The organism is Acinetobacter sp. MF4640, from assembly GCF_002018895.1.
Lineage (GTDB): Bacteria > Pseudomonadota > Gammaproteobacteria > Pseudomonadales > Moraxellaceae > Acinetobacter > Acinetobacter johnsonii.
This window is the reverse complement of sequence record NZ_MVOM01000041.1, coordinates 12,824-35,582: the sequence shown is the minus strand read 5'-3', so window position 1 is coordinate 35,582 and position 22,759 is coordinate 12,824. Positions and strand designations below refer to the sequence as shown.

Here is a 22,759-nt window from a genome sequence, read left to right as displayed (position 1 = left end):
GTAAAATATAAATTACAGTATTAACAATATTTTAAGTAAAAAATAAACTAAATGTAGTTTGTTATTTTCTGTATAAAATATATTCTAAAAAAAGAACAATAAAGATTAGAAAAGATAATAAAAAGAAAGAATAAGACTATAAAGGAATATAAAAGACGTCTAGCAAACTATAAGAGCTCATTTACTCTCTACAATTGATTGAAAAAAGTACGTTGTATTTACATTTCAGATAAGTACTACTAAAAAAAAGCATTGTTTTGGACAGACAATGCACCTAAAAAGAGTATTTTTTACAGATTTGTCTTGTTTAGGCCAGGTACGACTGCCTAAAGAACGGCCTTAGATATACGTTAAAGCTTATAAATTAGGTTTAAGCGAGTGTCTAAAAGTCGGCTTTATACCTTTTAAGGGATTTTTTATAATTAATAAAGTGCATTTTAAAAGTTTTTAGACTAAAATCATTTTGTCTTTATACCCACTTAATCCGGAGTAAAAATGAAGCACAATAAAAAGCTTTTAAGCGTTCTTGCAATTGGTTTAATGATGTCTGGATGTGCTAGTCGTGATGTAACGCAATTAAACGTAGCAAGCCCTTTATCTATTATATCTGAAGCATCTCAAGAGGCTTTAATTGCACAACAGAATTTAAAGAACTCTACTGCAATTCAAATGCAAACTGCTCAGAAGAAACAAGGTAGCATCAACCATGACCTTTTAAATATCGACTACATAGGCGATCCAATACCTTTAATTAAAAGTATTTCTAGCCAATACGGATACCGTTTTGTAGAAACTGGTCCTACCCATGAGCTTCCAATTGTTAATTTTAATAAAAAGCGTGTTACGGGTGTAGAAGCTTTACGCAATATTTCTGCATATTTAAATACTGCTTCGATAACTCTAGATCATCAAAATAAAAGTATTTTATTGACTTATAACTAACACCCTTTAAATCCTTTTATAAATATCTGGAGTTTTTATGGACTACTCTAATAATGCTTCATTACAAGAGCTACTAAACCCATCTAACCAGTCTTCTTTAGAAGTTCATGTTAGTAATGTTGAACAGCAAGCTCGTTATGAAGCCATGCTTGAATTGGTTAAGCAAAAAGGTATTAAGTTAGGGATCAATACGTATTTAAGCAACGCTCGTGAGGTCATCAAAAGCCAAGAGCGTAACCTTGATACAATCTTTAACTTTAAACCTTACATGATCAAAGGTGTTGTTGTTCCCCCGGTTATTATTGAATCAAAAGATGTAACTGAGACACCTAATGCCATGTCGTACAAGACGACTAAGCAGACTTATAAAATCTTGAAACAAGCTCGTTTCAGTACTCGTGCACCTGATTGGCGTCAGTACCTTGTTTTCCCTACACTTGATAGCAATGTTGATTACGTGACTTTCATTCCGAAAGAAATGTTACCAGCTAACGAACAAGAACGAAAAATATGGAAAGAGACTGCTGCTAAGTCTTATGAAATGGGTTTAGTTGAGGGCCGAAATATTGTTGAAGATGCAGTAGATCGTCTTAAACGAGATTATTTGGGGATGGTTACTTTCCATAAGTTTGTTTTAGAGGGCAAGTTATCAATGCCAGCATTTAGCAGTCAATCACTGGCTGTTACTTCTACACAAGACACTATTGCTCTTGATATGAAATTGCTTCAAATCCAACAATTACCGCAGTTCAATTCAAATATTGAAACTTGGAAACCAATTCTCCAACCTGAACAAATTGCACCTAGCTATCAAATTCCAAAAATTAACCTTGTTAGCGAACCTTAAGTTCGCTAACTCAATTGGAAGTTTTAAATGCAAATGAAGGTTTCGACATTAAAAGCAAAATCTGCATTATTTGATGTTAACAAGATTAAAGGATCTGAAAATAAGATTCTGACAGCTACCAAAGACATTCGCAAAGACTACGATTCTAGTCGTGGTTTTGGTTTGGCTACATTAACAGCCATAACGACATACAAAGATCCGAAACAAGGGTTTAAAAGTCGCGATGAATTTGAAAGTCTTCTATACGAAGCATTAGCTCATGGTGCTTCAGATATTTTCATTAGTCCAGATCGCCCCATCACAATGATGAAAGACTTGGAGTTATATTCGTTAACACACCGTATTATCAATCGTGATGAAGCTTTACACATCCTAAGAACGATTGCTGATGAAAATGCCTACTTAGTCCTTATTAATAATAAGTTTATTAATAAGGCATATCGTATTCTGCAGAAAGACGCTTCAGGTAAGGAAACTCGTTATAACTTTCGTGTGAACGTATCTCGAACTTCGTATCGTGGATCTGGAGATTCTTTTCAGATAACGTTACGTACAATTTCTGGCATCCCCCCTCACTTTTCAAAAGTGGGTTTAGATGAAGATTTCATCAAAAGATCGCTACCTCACAATGGTTGCTACATCATCGGCGGTATCACTGGTTCTGGTAAAAGTACAACACTAGCTTCAAATATTCGCTATGTGTTGGAAAATAATACTCATATTCGTGGAAATATTTTAACTCACAACGAGCCTATCGAATACGAGTATGACGCAATTGAAAGCACACACAGTATTGTTAGTCAAAGCGAAATCCCCAATAACTTCGAGACTTTTGCGGATGCAAATAGAGAGGCGATGCGTAGACGTCCTGCTGCAGTTGAAATCGGTGAATTGCGAGATAAAGAAACAATTTCTGCAGCTCTAGAACTTTCTTTAACTGGCCACCCTGTTTTTGCAACGGTTCACGCAACCACAGTAGACAAAATTATTCCACGTATGTTGAAGCGCTTTAAGCATGAAGAACATCTTCAGGCTGCAGCTGACATTATTGGTTCAGTTTATACATTGATTGCTCAACGTCTTGTTAAAGATGTGAACGGCAAGGTATTTGCTGTAAGGGAACACTTAATTTTTTCACCTCAACTTAAAGAACAATTGCTTTTAATTGATGATATTCATGCTCAACAGAAGTTTATTCGAGAGTTAATGATTAATTCTGATGGTTCAGATCCAAACATCAGTAAGAGTTTCAGGAAACAAGCTGACGATCTACTCAAAGCTGGTCGTTTGCATGAAGACTACTATTACAAACTGATTTATTAAGAGGCGAATATGGATGATCAATATGCACACTGGTCGCAATTTAGATTAAATCTAATCCTATGGGGCGGTTTAAACGGATATTTGTTTATACCTTTTCTAGCTGTTGTTATTAAGTTTTCCTTGTTCAAACTTATGCTTTTCATCGGCTTGATAGTAGCAACATTGGTTATTGAAAAAGTATTTAAATACAAATACAGCTATATCCCCTCTGCTCTTAGACGCTTAGTTTTTGGGGGCAATAAATACACTAGACGCGGTAGAAGACGTTACTCGTTGTAAATCTTGAAAAATTGAAAGGTAAACTTATGAAAAATACTCAAAATGAAAAACCAGCGATTGAAGAACGTTATATTGTTCTAGGTATTGATGATGGACATGGCGGTACAAAGCTTTATGCTGGTCTAGATCCAGATGGAAATGAAATCAAACTGACTATTCCTAGTATTGCTTATTCAGGAAAAGTCCTCACTGGCGAAGAGGAATCTACTGACTATTATGTGGTTAAAGTTAATGAAAACCTTTATACAGTTGGTAAGAAGATCAATAGTAGTGTTCCTCTAGATACCAGAACAGATGAATACCCGACATCTGAATATAACAAGGCACTAATACACCAGGCAATTAAGGCCTATATTGACCTTATCGGAACATATGATGGTAGAGCGTTTGCAATCGCTACTTCACTTCCTGTTAGTCGCTATTACACACCTGAAAAAACCAAAAACATGCCACTTATTGATATGAAAACTAATTTTCTACTCAATGGTGATGTTTGCTACAACTTAAAAGATCATAAAGCTGGTAAACCGCTTAATATCATTAAAAGACATATTGTTAAATGTGAAGCTCAAACGGCTTATTTTAATGAGATTATTGATGTACACGGAAACGGGTCAGAAGATAGTGATCTTTTAATAAGTTCTGAATGTGCTGTAATCGATATTGGCGGTAAAACCACTGATATTGTAGTCACATTAGATGGAGGAAACATGCTTGATGGCCATCGTTCTACATCACGTAACCTTGGTATTCTTACCATCTATGAACGAATCACTAGCTTAATTCTTGAATCTGGCTATAAAACGGTTAACGCTAACTGGCTAGATTTCGCACTAAAATCTGGAACTTATGGTATAGGATCTCAAGCCAAAGATATTACAGGTTTAATTCAGCAAGCTAAAAACGAATTCATGATCGAATTAAATAACTTTATCTCTAAACAGATCGGTGGAGGAGATGATTTAGCATTAGTATTATTTTGTGGAGGCGGTGCAGCTTTTCTTGAAAAAGAGATTAAAGAAAAGTACGACTTACCGAACGTAAGAATCGCAGAATCACCAGAGTACGCCAATGCTAAAGGTTTATATAAGTTAGCTAAATACATGTATAAAATGTACGCAGAAATCAAATGACAGATTCAAACTACATACAACTATCCTATCAATTAATTCACTTAACAAGAGAAGATCTTGATGTGATTAGTAGTGTTAATAGAAATCTACCAGGTCTAGACTTAAACGCTTTTAGTTTAAGTCTGCTGTATTTGGGATTTATCTTTTGTACTGACAAGCAGAAGATTTTTCTAAATGCGCCAGTGCAAAATGAAATAGACGAGATGTTTGCACAGCCTGTACGAATGAAAATAGATAAAAATGCAAATCAAAAACTATTTAATTCAATTAAAAAACATCCTCAAGGAAAGCTTCGTAGAAATTACATAACTGCTGTTTTACATGCTGGTATAGCGGTTCTAATTGAGCTTTCATACCTTTATAAGTTGTATGAAGTTAATGAGGATATGGCAAGCCTATATTCTGTCAATTCTTTCCTATTAAGGTTTGGTTTAAGTACTTGTGTTGAAACATACACCAAGTTTAATACTGCTTACTATGTGTATGATATTGAATATCTTGAAAAAAAGTATCTTGATCATATCACCATACAAATACCAGAAAGTAGTAAGGAGAAAAGTGAACAATCACCTAAAAAGCCCGTAACTGATTCTATCAAGAGCAAGGAGGTTCCTGTTCAAAAAGCAGTTAAGATAAAGGAAGCTAAACATACTGAACATAAAAACATTCAGGACCACTCCCCTACCGTTGAAACATCTCAAAATACCGAAACATCCGAAATTAACAATGCTAAACCAAGTCAAAACGTATCTGAATCAAAACCAGTAACCAATCCAAGTAATTCGGATTGGCTTAACAAAACTTTTAATCCAGATCTATTATAAAAAAACCGGCAATGCCGGTTTTTTTTCATTCAAAGTTTTGAAACTTCAATCATTCAAGCTCTTAAAAAACTCTTCAATTTTTCTAGCTTTCTCTTCTGTAATATCGGCATCCAAGGCTACTCGCAACTTAAGTACACTCTTACCTTTGGTACCACATTCAGAACTCATAGAACCAAATTTAACGCCCTTATCTGTTTTAAAATCGAATTTATTCTTACTCGATTGTTCTTCAGTAGTAGCTTCTTCAGTTTTTTCAGGCTTAGTCGCCTTATTTGCTTTTTCTTCTTCACTCAAAATAGCTATAAATCCTTTATGACGCTTGCCCGTGGATTTAAATTCTTCAACGTATTTATCCCATTCTGGTCTTAACAAGTCGAAAATTGCTTTTTCGGTTTTAGTTTCTAAAGCTTTATTTATTGCGGTATTCACTTCTTGAGCAATATATCCAGAAATTAGCTCAGGATCTTCGTTCAAAGAGTCCAAAATGAACTCAGGTAAGTCTAGAATATATTTGAGACGGAAATACTTCGACTTATCAATCGCAAATTTTTCAGTAACAAATTCATAACTTTCAAAAGGATAACCGAACTCTTCACATAATTGCTTGATTTTTAATATGCTTTCAAAATCTGTAAGATTATGTCTAGCAGTATTATCCAATAAAGCTGTTATAGCAGCTTTATCATCATTCATAGATGTTTTAACTAAAGCAGTAATTCTCTTTAGCTTTAAAATCTCTTTAATTGCTCTAAAACGTCTCTCACCAGCAATTAACTCGTAACGATTACCCTTCTGTCGAACTGTAATTGGGTTAATTTGTCCATTAATTTCTATATCAGCAGCCAAAATTGGCAACTTCTCATATACACGTTTATTCATGATACGTGGTTGATAAGGTGATGGATCAATTAAATCAATGTCGATTGATTCTAAATGAGATCCGCTAACAATATTTTTTGTTTCTCGCTTAGCTAGTGGGTTAAGACTCCCCTCTTCTATGGCTGGAGTCGCTGTATTTTCTTTTACATCAGTAACTTGAGCATCACTCCCTGTTGCATTAGCAACAGGTGTTTTTTTCATGCTTTTTACTTTATCTTTAAAGTTCATATCAGCACCTTATAATTTTTTGTATTCAGAAACCATTAGATCTACAAGTTGATTAATTGCTTGTTTTGCTGGTGTTTCTTTTCCAGCATCCAGATCAAATACGGAACACTTAACATATGATGCTTGACTAAAAACCGTAGCATTTGGAATGCAGATTAATTCCTTATTTACCAGTTTTTCTTGTAATTTTGGTTGAGCATATTCATTGCGAATATCTTCAGCCAAGGTAAGATCCACTGTATTACGCTTGTTATAAAAGTTTAGTACTGGCGATAGAATTTTTAAATCTGGATTGCTTGTCTCTAAATCATCCATAGAGTTAAGTATATCTTCCAAACCCTGAATACTGTATTCACCCTGTAATGGAATTAATAAACTGTTTGATGCTAACAAAGCATTAAAAGTTAAAGTTTCCATTCGCGGTGGACAATCTAACAAAATAAAGTCGAAATCCCCTTTTATCTTTCTTAATACACTTCTAATAATTTCATTAGGAACTGGACTAGAACGCTGAATATTGATCTCAACATCACGAATGTTTTTAGCACAAGGAATCAAAGACACATTTTCAAAGTTGGTTTTATCTGGACCTTGTAGAACATCGTGGATGTTAATTGTTTTATAGTTTTCAAAAATATCTTTTAGAGTGCCATCTATATCGTCAATATCTGGAACATTTGAAATATGTTTTGTTGCATTACGTTGGCTATCTAAGTCGATTACTAAAACCGTATAACCTAATTTTCCAAGCTTAGCAGCACAATTCACCGTAGATGTTGTTTTGCCCACACCACCTTTAAAATGGATGCTTGTACAAATATAAGTTTTTCCTGAGTTCTTTTCCATTTTTCAATCACCTTTCAAGTAAAGTCAAACAATACAATATTTGAAAAATATTTAAAATACCTTTTCACTTTATTTTTAATATATTTTAACTTTTTCAATCTATATGCCTAACATGTGTCCATATCTTATGTGTTTTTCATTATCAGACTGATAACAGCTTTAGATTCCTTAGCGTGGTTTTTTCATTATCAGACTGATTACGGCTTTCGATTCTTAATCGTTGATTTTTTCATTATCAGACTGATAACAGCTTTAGATTCCTAAGCGTGGTTTTTTCATTATCAGACTGATTACGGCTTTCGATTCTTAATCGTTGATTTTTTCATTATCAGACTGATAACAGCTTTAGATTCCTAAGCGTGGTTTTTTTCATTATCAGGCTGCTAACAGCTTTAGATTCCTTAGCGTGGTTTTTTTCATTATCAGGCTGATAACAGCTTTCGATTCTTAATCGTTGATTTTTTCATTATCAGGCTGATAACGGCTTTCGATTCTTAATCGTTGATTTTTTCATTATCAGACTGATAACAGCTTTAGATTCCTAAGCGTGGTTTTTTTCATTATCAGACTGATAACAGGGGAGTTGCCAAGAAGAGGGGAGGGCTTACTACTACTTACAGTTAAACAAATGAGTAGACGTAGTGAAATGCACAACTGAAAATGATCTATATTAGCTGAGTAGGGGAGTGCCCTATTCACTAAAAAGACTACCAACAATATTTATAGAGAAATTAATTATATAGGCGATTAATACACTTAAATGTCTAGTAGGGGAGGGCTTCTTATTCATTCTTTTTAGTATTTGACCAAGAATACTGGCTTAGTGTTGAGGTTGACCTGATTTAAGCTTTAAAAGGTATTAAGTGCCACTTTAGTTAACAGCTTAAAACCACAATTAAAATCCTTAAAAGGTTTAAGGGGAATTAGATTAAAACCAATATTAACTATATAATACTCAACAATACACATATTAATAGGGTATAAAATGGCAGATCCAAAAGATAAGCTTGTACATGAGAATCATATTTATATATTTACTGTTGTTATGGTTTTAGTGGCTTTTTTGGCTGTATGGTTTGCTTATAAACCTCAAATTGTAGGGTTTTTAGTATACACAAAAGGCATTTTAATTATTCCTCTATGGTGGATACATAGCCTATTCAAAGCTATCGGGCTTAATTACGTACCTTTACTAAGTGAGTTGGTGTATTCAACAGAACACCTATGTAAACCAACAAACAATTGGCTTCCATTATTTTGTCAAAATAAGTTTAGCGAAGTCACTATTTTTCAAATTTCAAAAGCCAGTCAAGCATGGAATTTATTAATATTTTTGCTGGCAACACCTTGGATAAAGAAAGCTTATGACCGCTTCAACAGCGAGCATCCAGCACGGGGCTTTATCAAAAGCATGAACCTAGAAGAGTTCATAGAGGAACAAATTCCAAACCAAAGACACTTACAGGTTTTTGGTCCATTAGACTTGTCAAAATATGATACGAACAATGGTCATTTTAAAGCGCTTGATTCAACTTATGAGTTTGCAAATAGGCATGAGTTAATTACAGGAACAAAAGAGCGCCTTGTGAACATTACAATCAACGGAATAACGAAAGAATATAATGATAAAAGCGAAACAGTACCTATCATAGATGAAGAGAAGTTTTTAAATGTCTTACGTGCACAACTAGGGGATCTTTGGATAACCCTTGATAATTCAAAAGAAACAACACCCGATGAATTATCGTATTTATCCGATGTTGATACAATTTTGCTAGCTTTGTATTTACCAGTAGCATGTGCAACTGATGAATCTATGGATGATGAAGAGTTCCGTAAAATCAAAAAAGATTCAACAACATTAATTAATTACTATTGGGATATTTGCACAAAAAATATACCTAGCAACCCATTGTTTACAATTGAAAATCAGTATGTTGAGGGCGATCGTAAGCTTGTAGGGTTTAATTTTGACTTCCTTAGAAAAAGAATTCACAAATACATTAAACATCCCGTTGCTACTAAGATTTTTAAAAACCATGCATATGTAAGAACTATTTTGTGTGAGGTTGTATTAACAGCAAGACAGCTAGGTGTAATGCCACCAACAGATATACGCTGGTTAAAACTATACAATCGAACTGCATACGCATTCATACAGAATATTGGTAGACCGTCTTTGTTTAGTGAGGGTTTAGGTCCAATCTCGCATTATCTAATTGAGGTGAAATTAGGGAAGCCATTAGAAGAGCCAGACTTTAACATTGGTCTTGTTGGTTTTGAATACGAATTATTGAGTTTTGCCATGACTGAAGCTAGACAAAAAGCTGCTGAAGATGTAAACAGTATTATTCGAGTAGTAGAGTTTACGGACAAGGAATTAAACAACGGATCTTATAACTCTAAAAACAATTCTAAAGATGATTTTAAGTATAGTGATGATCATGTTTTTGATATGGTGAGTGTAGAAATACCACAGGATGAAATACAAAAAAACAAGCAAAAAGGGTTTTAGTCTTATACTTATAAGTTATAATTGACCGGTATTAAAACACCGGTCTTTTTTATTTAACTATTTTTTTAAAACCATATTTTAACTATACTGTTAAAACATGGCTTAAAAGGTAATACTCTAAAATGCTTTTAAATAATTTCACTAAAATAGTAGCAAGTTGCGCTATTAGTATTATTACAATCTCTACTTACGCTGCACCATCTCAGGACCTTACTTCTAAGATGCAAAAAATGGGCAAAGTAAAAGAAGTTAAACCCTTTAGTGGAGGTTTAACTTCTTGGATTCTTGAGGCACCTAATGGGAAAAATGCGGTGTTTTTTACAACATCCGATGAAAAAGTCATCTTACATGGTACAGCTTGGGATTCTGCTACTAAAAAAAATATATCTGAGCCTCTTAAATTAACTGCAAAAAAAATGAATGCACCAGCACAACAACCAACAGCTTCCGTTGGGAATTTGGCCAGTGCATACAATCATCCAGTCTTTAAAGCTGTAAAAACGCTTTCAGGGTTTAAAGAGGGAAAAGCGAATGATAACAACACTGTTTACATCATTTACGATCCACGCTGTAAATATTGTCACGAAACATTCAACCTTTCTCGCTCATACGTTAAAAGCGGTGCAACTATTAAATGGATTCCAGCTTTAGTTCTAAACCAAAGTGAAAACGGAAAACAATTAGCTGCTGGAATTCTTCGTAAACCATCTGAAGATACTATTAATAAAACCTTTAATGGAACTGATGAAGAAATTAACTCAATTAAAGTGATTCCTACACCACAGGAACTTGCTGAGTTGGATAAACACTTAGGCGCTCTTCAATCTATCTTCTTCTATCACGAAGATATTGTTGCAATGCCAAAAGAAGATCGTGAACAGCGAGAAGCAATTCGTAGCGCTGGACAAAAGCCACAGCCACTAACTGCTGGTGTACCAGTTGCTATCTTTGTAAATAAAAAGACTGGAAAAGTTGAAGCTCGTAGAGGAACTTCAGAAACTGCCACTCTTGACTATATTTTCAAATAAGAGGGAATTGAGATGAACAAAACTCAATTGAAAGCTTTCCAATCGATTGTCGGTAACTTTTCACCTTATTTCTCTAAGATAAACAATGAGTCTATGTTTTTAGATTCTGACCTTTCTGGAGATACGGATAGAAATCGCCAGGTGAGCATCTTCAATATAGATGCAAAGGCCACAGATCTACTATTAACGATCAAAGGATTTGATCAGGTCGAGAATAATTTGTTTAGAGGACAAGTTTTCTTAAATTCTGACGAAAACACAGAAATTCTTATTAGTGAGCCATGCTATTACTTAAACAAAAGCAAGGTTCGTTTCAGTACAAATGAACTTCAAAGCTACATAAAGGAAGTTTGGCATCAAGCTCTAAATGAATATAAGGCTGATGTTACAGACAGCACTATACGTTCTAATGAAGAAAAATACAGCTTATCTTTAGCAGATAGATTCTCTAGTTTTAAAAAGTCTTGGCCAGCTATGGGCATTGTAGCTGCAGTAGTTGTTTTTGCTGGAGGCGGTTACTTTTTAGGTTCAGGTACTAATGCGAAAAATGCATCTTCAGAAACAAGTTCGCAACAACTAAGCACATCTGATAACCCTGAACTTGACGGTAAAGCCTTGGCTCTTAAAAACATGGGGTTAGATCCTAACTCAATGGCTTTTGATAACTCATGCTTTAAAGAAAAATAAGGTGAATTATCTATGAGAGCTAGACGAATAGAAAACCTTGAAGCATTACAGCTAAAGGCCTCAGAAATAGCACAAATAACCGTTAAAGAGTTGGAAGCACGACACTATTTAGTTTGGTGGTTGAGCTCATATGACCGAAACATGAAACGTGGCTATAACAATGAAACCATTTGTTTAAGCACCTATCAGGTGAATGAGTTTTGTTTTTCATATGCAATCACAAGCGAAGTTGAAAAGTTTTATTTACTAATACAACCCGAAAATTGGTTTTTAAATGATTTAGCTTTCGAGTCTGCTTCTATAGATGAAAAAGGCTTAGTTTTAAATTTAGCTGAAGTAAATGATCAGTTATTCAAGCTGTATATATCGCGAATGCAAATCAGATTTAATCTTGATGAAATTCATGCTGAACGTTTAACACACGCAAAGAAATATGCAAAAGAACTGGTCTTTATTCAATACAACCCACAGAAAAATCAGGTCATGAATGTAGGTGTTTCTATCAATTTAGAAAACAACACAATCAATCGAAAATCATCAAATCAAACGGCAAAAAATAAGCGTTTGAAAGGGGCATTCTAATGAAGAAATCAAACTATTTTAAGGTAATTGGTGCAGTAGCAGTTTCAACAGTTGTTTCACTTGCTTATGCTGGCTTTACTGAAATTAATAGTTCTGGAGACATTGTTTCTAAAGACAGTGCAAATGCTTTACGCACCAGTTTTTCAACACCAAATCAAAATATACCAGCGCCATTACGCACATATTCACTATGGGATAAGATCTCAGAGACAACCAAATATAATGGCACAGTAGAACCGAAGCCAAAACCTGTTGCAATTGCGAGTACATCTTCTCAAGCACAAAATATTCAAAGCAAAAGCAATATTAATGTGGCTAACATAGAGAGCCAACAGGAAATCAAAAGATTACAGGCAGCACTAAAAGAGAAAGAAACTGAGAATAACAAGCTCAAATATTCAAACCTTGAGATGCAAGTGCAAGTAGTTGAACTAAAAAGCGATATAAACGAACTGAAGCAACAAGTTAACTTTTTAGCAAGCCAGATGCAAATTGTTGAAAGCGATGTGCTTGTAATGAAAAACAAAAAACCAAGTTCTTTTCTAGCACGAAATTAAGCAATGGTTGTGAAGAAAATTACTCAAAAACCTACCAGTGAACAGCAACGAGCAATTGATAAAGCAACACGACTAAAAACCAGTTTTAAATTGATTGCTTTTGCCGGTACTGGTAAGACTACGACATTGATCCACTGTAGTAGTGCTTTGCAACAACTAGGTAAGCTTGGACTATATCTATCATTTAATAAAAAGATGGCAGATGAAGCTAATCAAAAATTCGCTGAATATGGATTGAATTCAGTCACATGTTCTACATTCCATTCCCTAGCTTACAGAAATATACCCGGTTGGCTGAAAAATAAGATTAACAAGCCTACGTTACTTCCTAAAGATATTGTTCAAAAGTTTAAACTTGAAAACATTCGATTTCAGTACAACGGGAAAAACCGACAACTCACCGATCTAACATTAGCGCTGATTATCCTTAATACATTACGTTATTTTTGTATGACAGTGGATCAGACTGTTACCAATGATCATGCTTACATAGCATTAAAAGAACAAACATCAATTAAGCGCAATGACGTTCTTGAAGATAAAATCACTTCAATTGCGAAAATGATCTGGAATGATGTAGTTGATCCAAACGGTGATTATGGTATTACACACGATTACTATCTCAAGTGGTGGGTACTGCAAAAACCACAACTTGATTTTGATTACGTGATGGTAGATGAAAGCCAAGATAGTGACCAATTAATACTAGATGTACTCAAACGTCAAAAAGCAAAAGTTATTTTTGTTGGAGATCCATACCAAAGCATTTATGGCTTTAGGGGTGCGAAAGATATTTTACAGAACCTAGATCTTGAAGCATTGTACTTAGAGCAGTCGTTTCGGTTTGGTAATGCAGTTGCAGATATAGCTAATCTACTTCTCAATAAACTTTTTGGTGAAACCCGACAGTTAAAAGGTTTACCAAGTAAAACGTCAAAAGTTACCACTTTCAGTACATCAAGTTATGCACCATCTTCATTGAACGCGATTATTTGTAGAACAAATGCTACGGCTTTTGAATACTTTTTTAAGTTTCATAGCTACCTTAATGGCGAAAAGAAAATACGTCTTGAGGTTGATGGAAAGCGCAGTAAAGATATTTTCAGTGGTATTTTTCAACTGAGAGCAAATAAACGGCCAACGTGTAAAGAGCTTCAAAACTTTTCTTCCTACCAAGAGCTTGTGGACCATATACAAGTGTTTGGAGAAGTGGAGGGGGCAACTACAGAATTAAAAACCTTTCTGGATCTAACAAACCAATACTCATGGCAAGTGATTGAGTGGGCGTTAGAAAATAGTATGGCTGATGATGAAACTGACCCAAAAAACACTTTGGTCATTAGCACATCACACAAGAGTAAAGGTTTAGAGTGGGATAATGTCCTAATCGCAAAAGGGTTTAACTATAAAATTCTCGATAAAAAGCTAATGATTTCTGCAGATGAAAAACGGCTGTTGTATGTGACCGTAACACGAGCCAAAAACATATTATTTACAGATGGCATTAATGATTTATTGGAACACTTAAATTCAAAAAATATGGAGATTTCAAATGCCTAATCAAGTTGAAGTTCTGCAAAATAGAGTGTTTCAGGCATGTCACAATGCTAGTTATATTCGCGGAGAGTTTCATCACGAACCGTATATCATGGAGCTAGTTAAGAAAAAGGGCTCACAGGTCGCAGATATAATCACACCACTTCTTGAAATGTTTCATCTAATTGAAAAGGAAACAAAGTCAAACTTTAGTTTCACAGAAGATTTTAATTTCAAGCAACGCCATTTTGAACCAGGTGTTTTTCTCAAAACTAAAGAGATATTAAATGGTGTAGAAACGTTCGATGGCCTAGCTATCGTTGATATTCCTTCAGGATCTTTTAGAAGCATTGTCATAGATTCAGGCGGTGGAATTGCTTCAAGTAAACATACAATTGAGCAGTTTAAGGAATTAAAGGGGAGATATTTAATTCCATTTTATTTTGATGGAATCTACGTGCACCCTCACTGTTATACATATTTTTTCATCGAAAATGATATTAAGAGGGTGATGCCCCTTGAGGCTTATGATTCAAGCAAAGTAGGAAATGAGCAAAACATGGGCTTGCATTGGGTAGAAGAAGCAATTGAGTACGGTAATCTTCACTTTGGGTTTGAAGTTGAAACACCAGATACCGAAACAATTATAGAAAAAGTCTAAAACCAAACGACAAAAAAGGGCATCTTATAGATGCCCTTTTTATGTTTTGAAATTAATAAGAAAGGTCGATTGCCACTTGTGCTAAAGATGTAAAAGCAGAGGATTCACACATATAAGATTGACGAATAAAAAACGATGGATTGTATGAACTCACCATAGTTTGACTATCACAGTTTTGGCTAAATTTAATATGTTGTATATTGATTGCTTGCCAAGCTGCAGCATTCTTTTGACTTTCCGCACGAACGTCTTTGATGAAACGTGTTAATGATTGGTTGTACGGTGTATTGCACTTAAGTTCTGGTGAACCGTACTCAGAATCACGCGCTTCATTATAATTAAATACGCATTTTTGATAATCGGCTTGTACCTTGTTATAAGCTTGAATAGCTTCAGCTTTGGTCTTATAACCAGCGTTGGCAGATGACGTAATAATGGTAGCAGCACATATCAAAGCTAAACTTAAAAACTTTTTCATAATCTGATCCTTTATTACTTCATTAATGCCGGAATAAACATTGCCCAACCTAATTTGTTGGTCGCTTTACATTGCATGCTTAGTGTTTTGTACTTTGCAGTCTGGCCAGCGTATAACTGATCGCAGTTAGCAAGTAACTGAGTAAAGTTTCGATTGTGATCAGCTAGAACACGCGGAGCTTCTTCATTATTAATATATTTAGAAGCAAGGCTACCAAGCTGACTTGCGCGGTTATAAACATTTGTATAGCAATTTAGGTGTTTTGCATCAAATGGATCGTTAGAAACCGCAGCACATTTAACGTTTACTAAGCGCAGTTTTTCAAGTTCAGCACGAATAGAGTCTGAGCTAGTATTAGCACTAGCATTAAAAGATGCACATGCTAAAAGGCTAAAACCCAATAAAGACAAAAATCTGTTTTTCATAATATTTCCTTTAATTGCTCTATTAAGGGTATTCAGAATAGTAAGGGCATAAACGCATAACAATACCTTCAAATGTAACGGCTTCACCTAAAGTCACAACACCATCACGAGGGTTTCTATCAAGGTTTCTGTTCGCATTATATTCACGACTAGGACTTTTATATGGTCCACCTAAAACTAGAGCATAAAAACCAGCTATTGTTTTATTATTATAGTCGCTTTTACGTTGTCGTGCTTTTACTGCAAGATATAAATCTAATAATTCGACTTGTTGTTGAGCACTCAGGGTAGTGATTTGCTTAGGGTTTGATTTAATTGAAGCTGGTATTCCTCTCGCTGTTAAATCTGAAGCATTAATATCTGTTATACCAATTTTAGTCCATTGACTTAAACCATATGCACCAGCGTTGTTGTCAATTTTAAGATTAAAACCGGCAGATTCAAAACCAAGAATAGCTGCAACGTCATTAGGGTTATAACCATGTTTTAAAGCAACACGCTTAATACCATCTTTAACCGCACCAAAAGCACCTGGTATACCCCAACCACATTTACGATCTGGAGTACCTTGTCCACCTTTTAAGATTTGTGCATCTGAATAAACTTGCCCGTTTCCACCTTCCTCAAAAAGCTGTTGCATTTCAACTACTGCTACTTCAGGAATAACAGTTGGTTGTTCAGCTTTCGTATAAAGTTCATCTACACGGCCAGAATAGCGTTGAGTTTCTGACGCTGTATAAGCTGCCAAAAGAGCCTCTAAGCGTTCATTTTGTTTATGGATCTCTTTAGTCAAATAGTTTTGTGCATTGATAATGTTTAGCTTTTCAATCAAAAGCCCCATCATCGACATGGTTGCTAATTCATTAAACCATTTAGAGTTGCCATAACGTCCAGTACCAATGTTTTCAATTAATTCTGCTGGCGTAGAATTAAGTGCACCAATATCAAAACCCACATCATCAGCCGTACCACCAAATATAGTTCTAGGCGGTGCATATTGAGCAACATCATTTGCATAAATGGTACCGCTTGCAGCTGCTTCAGGTGAGATAGTACCGTCAGCAATCATTTGAGCGACTTGCACTTGTGCAGATCCATAAGCATCCATCGAAACATCGCCACTAAATGCAAGTGCTGGAAGCTTTTTGCCTTGTTTTACTGCAATGCCATCTACCGATGAAGAAACGGGGAGGGTGATTCCTGTTGATGATGAATATAAGGCATTCCATTGAGTCCTAATGGTGTTACCCAAGTACGGTGTGTATTTGTTTTCTAATGCTTGTCCTTGTGGCGAGACACTAATCACAACGTCCTGAGGTAAATATGGCGTAGGATCTGTTAACTTATATTCAGAACTACCCACATATGGCGCAGATCCTTTAACGCGTTGCTGAAGTGCAATGGATGGATTTTTAAAAACTTGATCTAAGTTTTTATTCAGCCAAACATCTAGCCCACGTTTTGCCTTTACACCATATTCAATGTGCAAATGCACGGCACATGAACCACAGCCTTTATTTGACATGTGTGCGATGTTTTGACCAGCTTGAATACGTTGACCAGGGTAAGCGTTAAATTTTTTTTGATACGATGGATCAGTATGGCGATACATGATTCGATCGCCAGTATCCATCTGCATAATTAGTGGGTTAGTGGTTGATTGGTTGCTTGAACCAGATGAACGTGTGTCATAAGAGACAATAGAACCTGAACCAATTGCTTTAAGTGTAAGGTCATTAGGATTCGCACGACTAATATCAATACCGTTATGACTACCAGCAGCGCCCCCTCGCAAACGAAATTCACCAAAACGACCAGCACTACGGCGCCCATCATTCGGCATGATCGAATATTTATGGAAAATCATTTTTTGAGCGTTGTTAGGAACTTTTGCCGTATTAGCATTTGTAGCGGTTACGTTTTCAGAAATAGGATCGGCGTTAGCGGTATAAATAAAAGCCGAGCAAGTCACTAAAATTGCGACTTTAATGCCACAGCTCAAGGGCTTTAATTGAAATGAGGGTTTAAATTTCATAAGTGAATCGCCAGGCTTAAAGGAAGTTCTTAAAATAAATTAACTTCTTATTAAATGTCCCTAATAGCTAAGTGGACGGATTAAGTATATACGATTAAATACTTATTTTATACTTTAAAAAAAGTTTTTAGGTTTTGTTTTAAGATAGTATATACATATAGCGTTAATCTTATTGATAGGTTTAAGAATAAGGTTACATGGTTTTAATATTTTAATTTAATAAAAGTAGTGAGGTATCTAAATATGTTAAATCACGCACACGTTTTAAGCGCTACTTTCGACCAAGCGATTGACCGCGCTTCAATGGGATTAGACTTTTTAATCCAAAACAAAGTACACCTGAAGAATGAAAATGCCTTGTTAGCTCACATTGAAATGCTAGAAAACAAAATCAAAGGTATTACAAATCAGTATAACGAATTGGTTGCTGAAGCGAACGCACACATTGATGACGTTACAAGCAAGCACAATGAGCTGGCGAACAAGTACAACAATGTTTGCGCCCAAATGAAAGCAAAAGACATCGAGCTTAATAACAAGCAAATTGAGTTAGAAAAAGAGCGTATCAACAACTTTGACTTACTTGTGCAAAACCGTTCATATAACAATTTGAACCGTGCTTACAGTCATGCAGTTGGTCAGCTAGAGAAAGATCAACAGCAACTTGTTAATATCGGCGTTCGTAGATTTATTTTTAACTCTACAAGCAAAAACAACATTCAGAAGATTAACTTTTAATTATGAATATTTTGATAAAAAAAATGGTGCTTTTAAAAGCACCATTTTTTATTGTCTAGATTTTAAGGTTTACCTTTAAACTTAGACAGAGTTGAGCTTAAACCTGAACGCACACGATTAGTCATAGAGCTACGGCCAGAAATATTAGATTTCTTGGTTGCACTAGAACTAGCACCAAAACGTGCATTAGGAGTCGAACCAGTACCATACGTATACCCAGTACCACTTGCAACATTCACACTACCGAAAGTAGAACCAGTCTTAGATGCTGATGCTTTAGCTACACCACGATTAAACGTAGAAGCTGTTTTTCCGTAAGCATTTGCACCATATAGACCACCACCAGTAGTAGGCGTATTATTTGTACCACTTACACTTGTAGCACCCATACCGAATGTAGATTGACCTTGGCTTGGGGTAGGTGATGTTGGTTTAGCACCAAGACCAGTTGTACCACCCGTACCACCACTGACACCACTTGGAGTAATACCACCTGTACCACCAGTTGCAGCGCCAAAAGAAGCGGATCTAGCTGGCATGTTTACAGGGCTATATGCAGTCGCACTACCAGCACCGCCTAATGTATTACCACCTGTACCACCATTGCCACCACCACCACCACCTTTCGGATTGTTTGGACCACCCTTACCACCATCAGGACGTCTACCAGGCGGTAAAGGACGGCGAGATGCTGGAGATGGACCAGACAACGTACTTGCAGCGCCACCAAACTTTTGAATAGCTTCTTTTGAGTTTGTTTCACCCCACTGACCGCCATTCAATCCAGAACCAATCCATTGTTGTACTTGGTCAGCAACACTAAATACCAACCCGTAAATCAGGTAGATCGCTGAAGTCATCAAGAATAGATATAAGAAGAACTTCCAGATAAACGTAATCAGCTCAGTAAAGATAACTGTAAACGTATTAGATGAATAAGCGATGCTCATTGCACCTTGGTAGCTAAAGAACATATCAGTAAGCGTAACAAGAGCTGGCCCGATAATAATTTCAGCCATCCAGAAACCAACAATGATAAATATTGGTCGCATGAACAACGTTAATACCGTGACATAACCTTGTGTTTGGCTACCGACAAAAGTACGCTCAGGGATCATGTGCATTAGCGCCCATAAAGGCAAACCACACACAGCGTATAGGATATGGATGATCCAACCTACACAAGCTAGACCAAAGAAGATCATTGGCATATATGGAATAACAACCGCCATCCACACACCAAGAATCGTCAAATACGTTACTAGCTGACCAAGGATAGGAGCAAAGATATTTTCAACGGCATATTCTAAAGCGTTGGTGCCTTCTTCAGTTACGCCCTTAAGCCCTGGTACCCATTGAACAAGTGCAGAACCAGAACGAGCAGTAAGCACGACTAATTTCATGCCGACAACAGTACCTTGAGCCACAGCTTTATAGACTAAGATTGCTTCACCAGTATCTTGAATATTACGGATAACATTCGTATTGCGGTGCAATGTAGTAGGGCTGATATTTGAGCTTGACGAATTATTATTTAATAATTCCGCATCGCCTTTTTCACCGACCAATACACCCATTACCAATGATTTAGTAATGTTGGTTGCCCAAGCAGAACCATATGCCGAAAACTTTTGATCGATGTTGGATACTTTGTTTGAGTCACCACCATCGGTAGACATTGATATTAAGTTGGTAGTGTCGGCAATATCGCCGTTTGCCACCCAATTATTGTTGGATGTAAGGCTACCAACAGCATTATCCATTGCAACATAAACGGTGTTATAAATTGCTTCACCTTTTGAGTTGCTCATGATTGCTGAATTCAGTGTAGGAGGGTTGAACGTCCACAAAGGTTCAGTAATATACTTCTCAACAATAGCGCGATATTGACCTACTTTAATACGAGCTTCAGGCGTCATCATCCAACCGCGCTGATTTAGCGTATTAACAACAGTTTGAACCGCAGTATAGCCATTTTCAGAAGTCAGAACATTATTCGTTACGGTATGACTCTTATTCACATAATCATCAACTAGCGCATTGAAAGCATCCATAGCAGCTTTACTAATCGGGAATGTTCCTTCCTGTTCAGTGGCATTAGGGTTTACTTGATATGCGATATACCACTTTTCTAAATCGATAAAGAATTGACGATATAGATTGTTCTTTTCTTGTTGTAACTTAGCTTGAACATTTGCCAAAGCAACGTTGATCTTGTTTTGATCTGATTGGCGAAGTTTATAAACAGGAATGTCCATTAATTCAGCATTAACCGCAGCTGGATTAACAACGTTCATTGAAGCACCGCCACAGATCGGCTCTTTTTTGCCCCCAACTTCTAAACGGCTGTCAGCGTAAGCGAAGTTATAAGTAACAGATGTCCAGTTACTTGCAGTTTTAGTGGTTTTATCAATGTAGTTTTGCTTTTTCTCTACTGCAGTCATGCTAACACCAGGATTAGCATTCCCCCCATAAGCACCATCACTAAAATAGCGCCCGAATGCTGGCGGTAGAGTATAAAACTCTTGGTTTAGAACGTTAATACAATGCAACTGGCGAAGCATAACAGGCGCATTTTTCCTAAATCCAAAGATGTCACGCTGATGATCGTGCGTATCTGATAAACTAGCCGAAGCCATTAAGGATTCGCCTAACGTTCTATTATTAATTGTATTGGATACATTATTTGACCATAGCACCATACCTAGCACGACTACTTGAATGAAACAGTAGCCGGACGCCGTAGGTAAAAGTAAAATAATCGAATATAATATTCGGGAAAACATCGTAGTGACTTTTGAATCTTTCCCGAAAGCTTCACCGTCCTGGGCGCTTTTCAAAAGTGCTGTTAAACCAATACCGATCGCAAAAACCAAAACCAACGACATTGCCACACTAGCTACACCGCCTAATAATATATTAGTGAGTAAACCTGATGATGGTACTGTCGAGGCTGGTCCAGACGCATTGATAAACGCATTGATGAAGTCGTGTCCAAAGATAGATGAGAGAAGAGTAACGGCTTGGTCGCCATCACAATTCGGATTTGTCGATTGACAAAATAAACTCATAGCTAACTCACCGTTTTTCTTAATGCTTCTTATACATCGCTTACTTAAGACGACTAAAAGCAAAGTGTTATAAATTACAAGTTAGACGTTTAACTAAAAGGCTTAATACCTTTTAACCAAAGAATCATTAAAACCATTTTATTACAAATAACAATGGTTTTTAAATTAGCAATAATGTATCACAAAACTGTTATTGGTATATACAGAAAGTTTAAACATGACTTGCTAATTATTTTAATGATTTAGTTTAAATACAAGAGACTATTATGGATAAAGCAAAGTTTACATCTCACTTAATTTTACTGTCGGAAATTAAGAAATCTGTATCTAAAGATATGGGGAAAGATATAACTGTTTTAGAGTTATCCTACATACTCAACCAAAGCATAAATCCTTTAATGGCAATAACTTATAAAGAAAAACTAGATAAAATAAATACTTTTGAATTAGATCCTATTGAAGTTCTCAAAAAACGGAAGAACCTAAAAATATTAAAAGTATTAAACCTCATGCTTACGTTAAATCTAGACAAAACCATTAAAAAAGACGATATAGAAAGTTACAACGAGTTTAAAGACAAGTTTTTAGAAAACATCGCAACAATAGGTTTAGACAGATTAGAGCAAGAAGCGTTAAAGGTACAAATTGAAAATTTATTGAAGTATAATTGGGTATCTTAATACATATCTTAATTTTAAGATTCTGACTTTAATAAAGAGTTTAAGCCAAATGGAAAACATACAGAACGAAGAAGATATACTTCAAGACGCGACCAGAGCCGTTTTTAATTGTGGTGCTAGTTTTAGTGAAGCTAAAGTAGTTTCCCTTACTGACGAGTTTAACCCACAACCTACACTACAAACACAACGAACCAACCTAAAATATATCTACGACAATAAACTACCGAATGAAATTGGTCGTCAATTAGCGCAAGAACCAGAATACCAAGAAGAAACACGTTCATTACTTGTTGGCCACTTTAAAGAAATGGCTCTAGAAGATTTAATTGAGCAGCAAGATTACCAAAACCGCTACAAACAAACAGATCCAGAATTGGACCAAGACAATGAATCTGAAAACAATACGGATAACGAATACACATCACGCCCACCAGAGCCTAGACCTTGGTAAGCCTAACCATTAAA

21 protein-coding genes are annotated in these 22,759 nt (G+C 35.8%); 15 read left to right on the top strand and 6 right to left on the bottom strand.

Annotated features, from left to right (window positions below):
• Positions 1-495: 495 nt before the first annotated feature.
• The 5 genes from MF4640_RS13560 (at position 496) to MF4640_RS13535 (ending at position 5,348) form a co-directional block, all read left to right on the top strand.
• Positions 496-942, top strand: a complete 447-nt coding sequence (locus MF4640_RS13560) for a DotD/TraH family lipoprotein (RefSeq protein ID WP_078389922.1) — start codon at positions 496-498, stop codon at positions 940-942.
• Positions 943-979: 37 nt separating this feature from the next.
• Positions 980-1,789: a type IV secretory system conjugative DNA transfer family protein gene (locus MF4640_RS13555; protein WP_005028633.1), complete on the top strand. Its 810-nt coding sequence runs from the start codon at positions 980-982 to the stop codon at positions 1,787-1,789.
• A gap of 27 nt (positions 1,790-1,816) precedes the next feature.
• A complete protein-coding gene (locus MF4640_RS13550; RefSeq protein WP_005028635.1) occupies positions 1,817-3,112 on the top strand; it encodes an ATPase, T2SS/T4P/T4SS family in 1,296 nt (431 codons plus the stop codon).
• 305 nt (positions 3,113-3,417) lie between these two features.
• Positions 3,418-4,524 (top strand): ParM/StbA family protein, encoded by a 1,107-nt coding sequence (locus tag MF4640_RS13540; RefSeq protein ID WP_005028638.1) that lies wholly within the window; start codon positions 3,418-3,420, stop codon positions 4,522-4,524.
• Positions 4,521-5,348, top strand: a complete 828-nt coding sequence (locus MF4640_RS13535) for a hypothetical protein (RefSeq protein ID WP_005005878.1) — start codon at positions 4,521-4,523, stop codon at positions 5,346-5,348. Before MF4640_RS13540 ends, MF4640_RS13535 begins: the two co-directional genes overlap by 4 nt.
• Positions 5,349-5,393: 45 nt before the next feature.
• On the opposite strand, the gene MF4640_RS13530 is transcribed toward MF4640_RS13535, so the two are convergent.
• Together MF4640_RS13530 and MF4640_RS13525 are read right to left on the bottom strand one after the other, a co-directional pair.
• Entirely contained in the window at positions 5,394-6,455 is a 1,062-nt protein-coding gene (locus MF4640_RS13530; protein WP_005005876.1) for a ParB/RepB/Spo0J family partition protein, read from the bottom strand.
• A 9-nt stretch (positions 6,456-6,464) separates the two neighbouring features.
• Positions 6,465-7,301: a ParA family protein gene (locus MF4640_RS13525; protein WP_078389921.1), complete on the bottom strand. Its 837-nt coding sequence runs from the start codon at positions 7,299-7,301 to the stop codon at positions 6,465-6,467.
• Between the two features lie 985 nt (positions 7,302-8,286).
• On the opposite strand from MF4640_RS13525, the gene MF4640_RS19750 reads away from it, so the two are divergent.
• The 7 genes from MF4640_RS19750 (at position 8,287) to MF4640_RS13485 (ending at position 14,867) form a co-directional block, all read left to right on the top strand.
• The gene (locus tag MF4640_RS19750; RefSeq protein ID WP_227518669.1) at positions 8,287-9,816 is read left to right on the top strand and encodes a hypothetical protein; all 1,530 of its coding nucleotides are present in this window, start codon (positions 8,287-8,289) and stop codon (positions 9,814-9,816) included.
• 122 nt (positions 9,817-9,938) lie between these two features.
• Positions 9,939-10,844 (top strand): hypothetical protein, encoded by a 906-nt coding sequence (locus MF4640_RS13510; protein WP_005005870.1) that lies wholly within the window; start codon positions 9,939-9,941, stop codon positions 10,842-10,844.
• Positions 10,845-10,856: 12 nt separating this feature from the next.
• Positions 10,857-11,531 carry a hypothetical protein gene (locus tag MF4640_RS13505; protein ID WP_032055049.1) on the top strand — a complete coding sequence of 225 codons (675 nt, stop codon included), beginning with the start codon at positions 10,857-10,859 and terminating at the stop codon, positions 11,529-11,531.
• Positions 11,532-11,672: 141 nt separating this feature from the next.
• Complete coding sequence (locus tag MF4640_RS13500; RefSeq protein WP_227518668.1) at positions 11,673-12,113, top strand: hypothetical protein; 441 nt, start codon at positions 11,673-11,675, stop codon at positions 12,111-12,113.
• Positions 12,113-12,670: a hypothetical protein gene (locus MF4640_RS13495; protein WP_038350087.1), complete on the top strand. Its 558-nt coding sequence runs from the start codon at positions 12,113-12,115 to the stop codon at positions 12,668-12,670. Before MF4640_RS13500 ends, MF4640_RS13495 begins: the two co-directional genes overlap by 1 nt.
• Positions 12,671-12,673: 3 nt before the next feature.
• Positions 12,674-14,230, top strand: a complete 1,557-nt coding sequence (locus MF4640_RS13490) for a UvrD-helicase domain-containing protein (RefSeq protein ID WP_032055052.1) — start codon at positions 12,674-12,676, stop codon at positions 14,228-14,230.
• Positions 14,223-14,867, top strand: a complete 645-nt coding sequence (locus tag MF4640_RS13485) for a hypothetical protein (RefSeq protein ID WP_032055053.1) — start codon at positions 14,223-14,225, stop codon at positions 14,865-14,867. Before MF4640_RS13490 ends, MF4640_RS13485 begins: the two co-directional genes overlap by 8 nt.
• A 52-nt stretch (positions 14,868-14,919) precedes the next feature.
• Here the strand turns inward: MF4640_RS13485 and MF4640_RS13480 are convergent, their stop codons facing one another.
• From MF4640_RS13480 to MF4640_RS13470, 3 genes are read right to left on the bottom strand one after another with little or no spacing between them, the layout of a single operon-like run.
• A complete protein-coding gene (locus MF4640_RS13480; protein ID WP_078389920.1) occupies positions 14,920-15,345 on the bottom strand; it encodes a hypothetical protein in 426 nt (141 codons plus the stop codon).
• 14 nt (positions 15,346-15,359) lie between these two features.
• Complete coding sequence (locus MF4640_RS13475; RefSeq protein WP_005005820.1) at positions 15,360-15,770, bottom strand: hypothetical protein; 411 nt, start codon at positions 15,768-15,770, stop codon at positions 15,360-15,362.
• A gap of 22 nt (positions 15,771-15,792) precedes the next feature.
• Positions 15,793-17,805 carry a peptidoglycan DD-metalloendopeptidase family protein gene (locus MF4640_RS13470; RefSeq protein WP_078389919.1) on the bottom strand — a complete coding sequence of 671 codons (2,013 nt, stop codon included), beginning with the start codon at positions 17,803-17,805 and terminating at the stop codon, positions 15,793-15,795.
• Between the two features lie 243 nt (positions 17,806-18,048).
• On the opposite strand from MF4640_RS13470, the gene MF4640_RS13465 reads away from it, so the two are divergent.
• Positions 18,049-18,543 carry a hypothetical protein gene (locus tag MF4640_RS13465; RefSeq protein WP_032055055.1) on the top strand — a complete coding sequence of 165 codons (495 nt, stop codon included), beginning with the start codon at positions 18,049-18,051 and terminating at the stop codon, positions 18,541-18,543.
• Between the two features lie 62 nt (positions 18,544-18,605).
• On the opposite strand, the gene MF4640_RS13460 is transcribed toward MF4640_RS13465, so the two are convergent.
• Complete coding sequence (locus tag MF4640_RS13460; RefSeq protein ID WP_078389918.1) at positions 18,606-21,614, bottom strand: DotA/TraY family protein; 3,009 nt, start codon at positions 21,612-21,614, stop codon at positions 18,606-18,608.
• A gap of 266 nt (positions 21,615-21,880) precedes the next feature.
• On the opposite strand from MF4640_RS13460, the gene MF4640_RS13455 reads away from it, so the two are divergent.
• Together MF4640_RS13455 and MF4640_RS13450 are read left to right on the top strand one after the other, a co-directional pair.
• Complete coding sequence (locus MF4640_RS13455) at positions 21,881-22,294, top strand: hypothetical protein (RefSeq protein ID WP_078389917.1); 414 nt, start codon at positions 21,881-21,883, stop codon at positions 22,292-22,294.
• A 49-nt stretch (positions 22,295-22,343) separates the two neighbouring features.
• On the top strand, positions 22,344-22,745 hold the full coding sequence (locus tag MF4640_RS13450) for a hypothetical protein (RefSeq protein WP_005005811.1): 402 nt from the start codon (positions 22,344-22,346) through the stop codon (positions 22,743-22,745).
• Positions 22,746-22,759 lie beyond the last annotated feature (14 nt).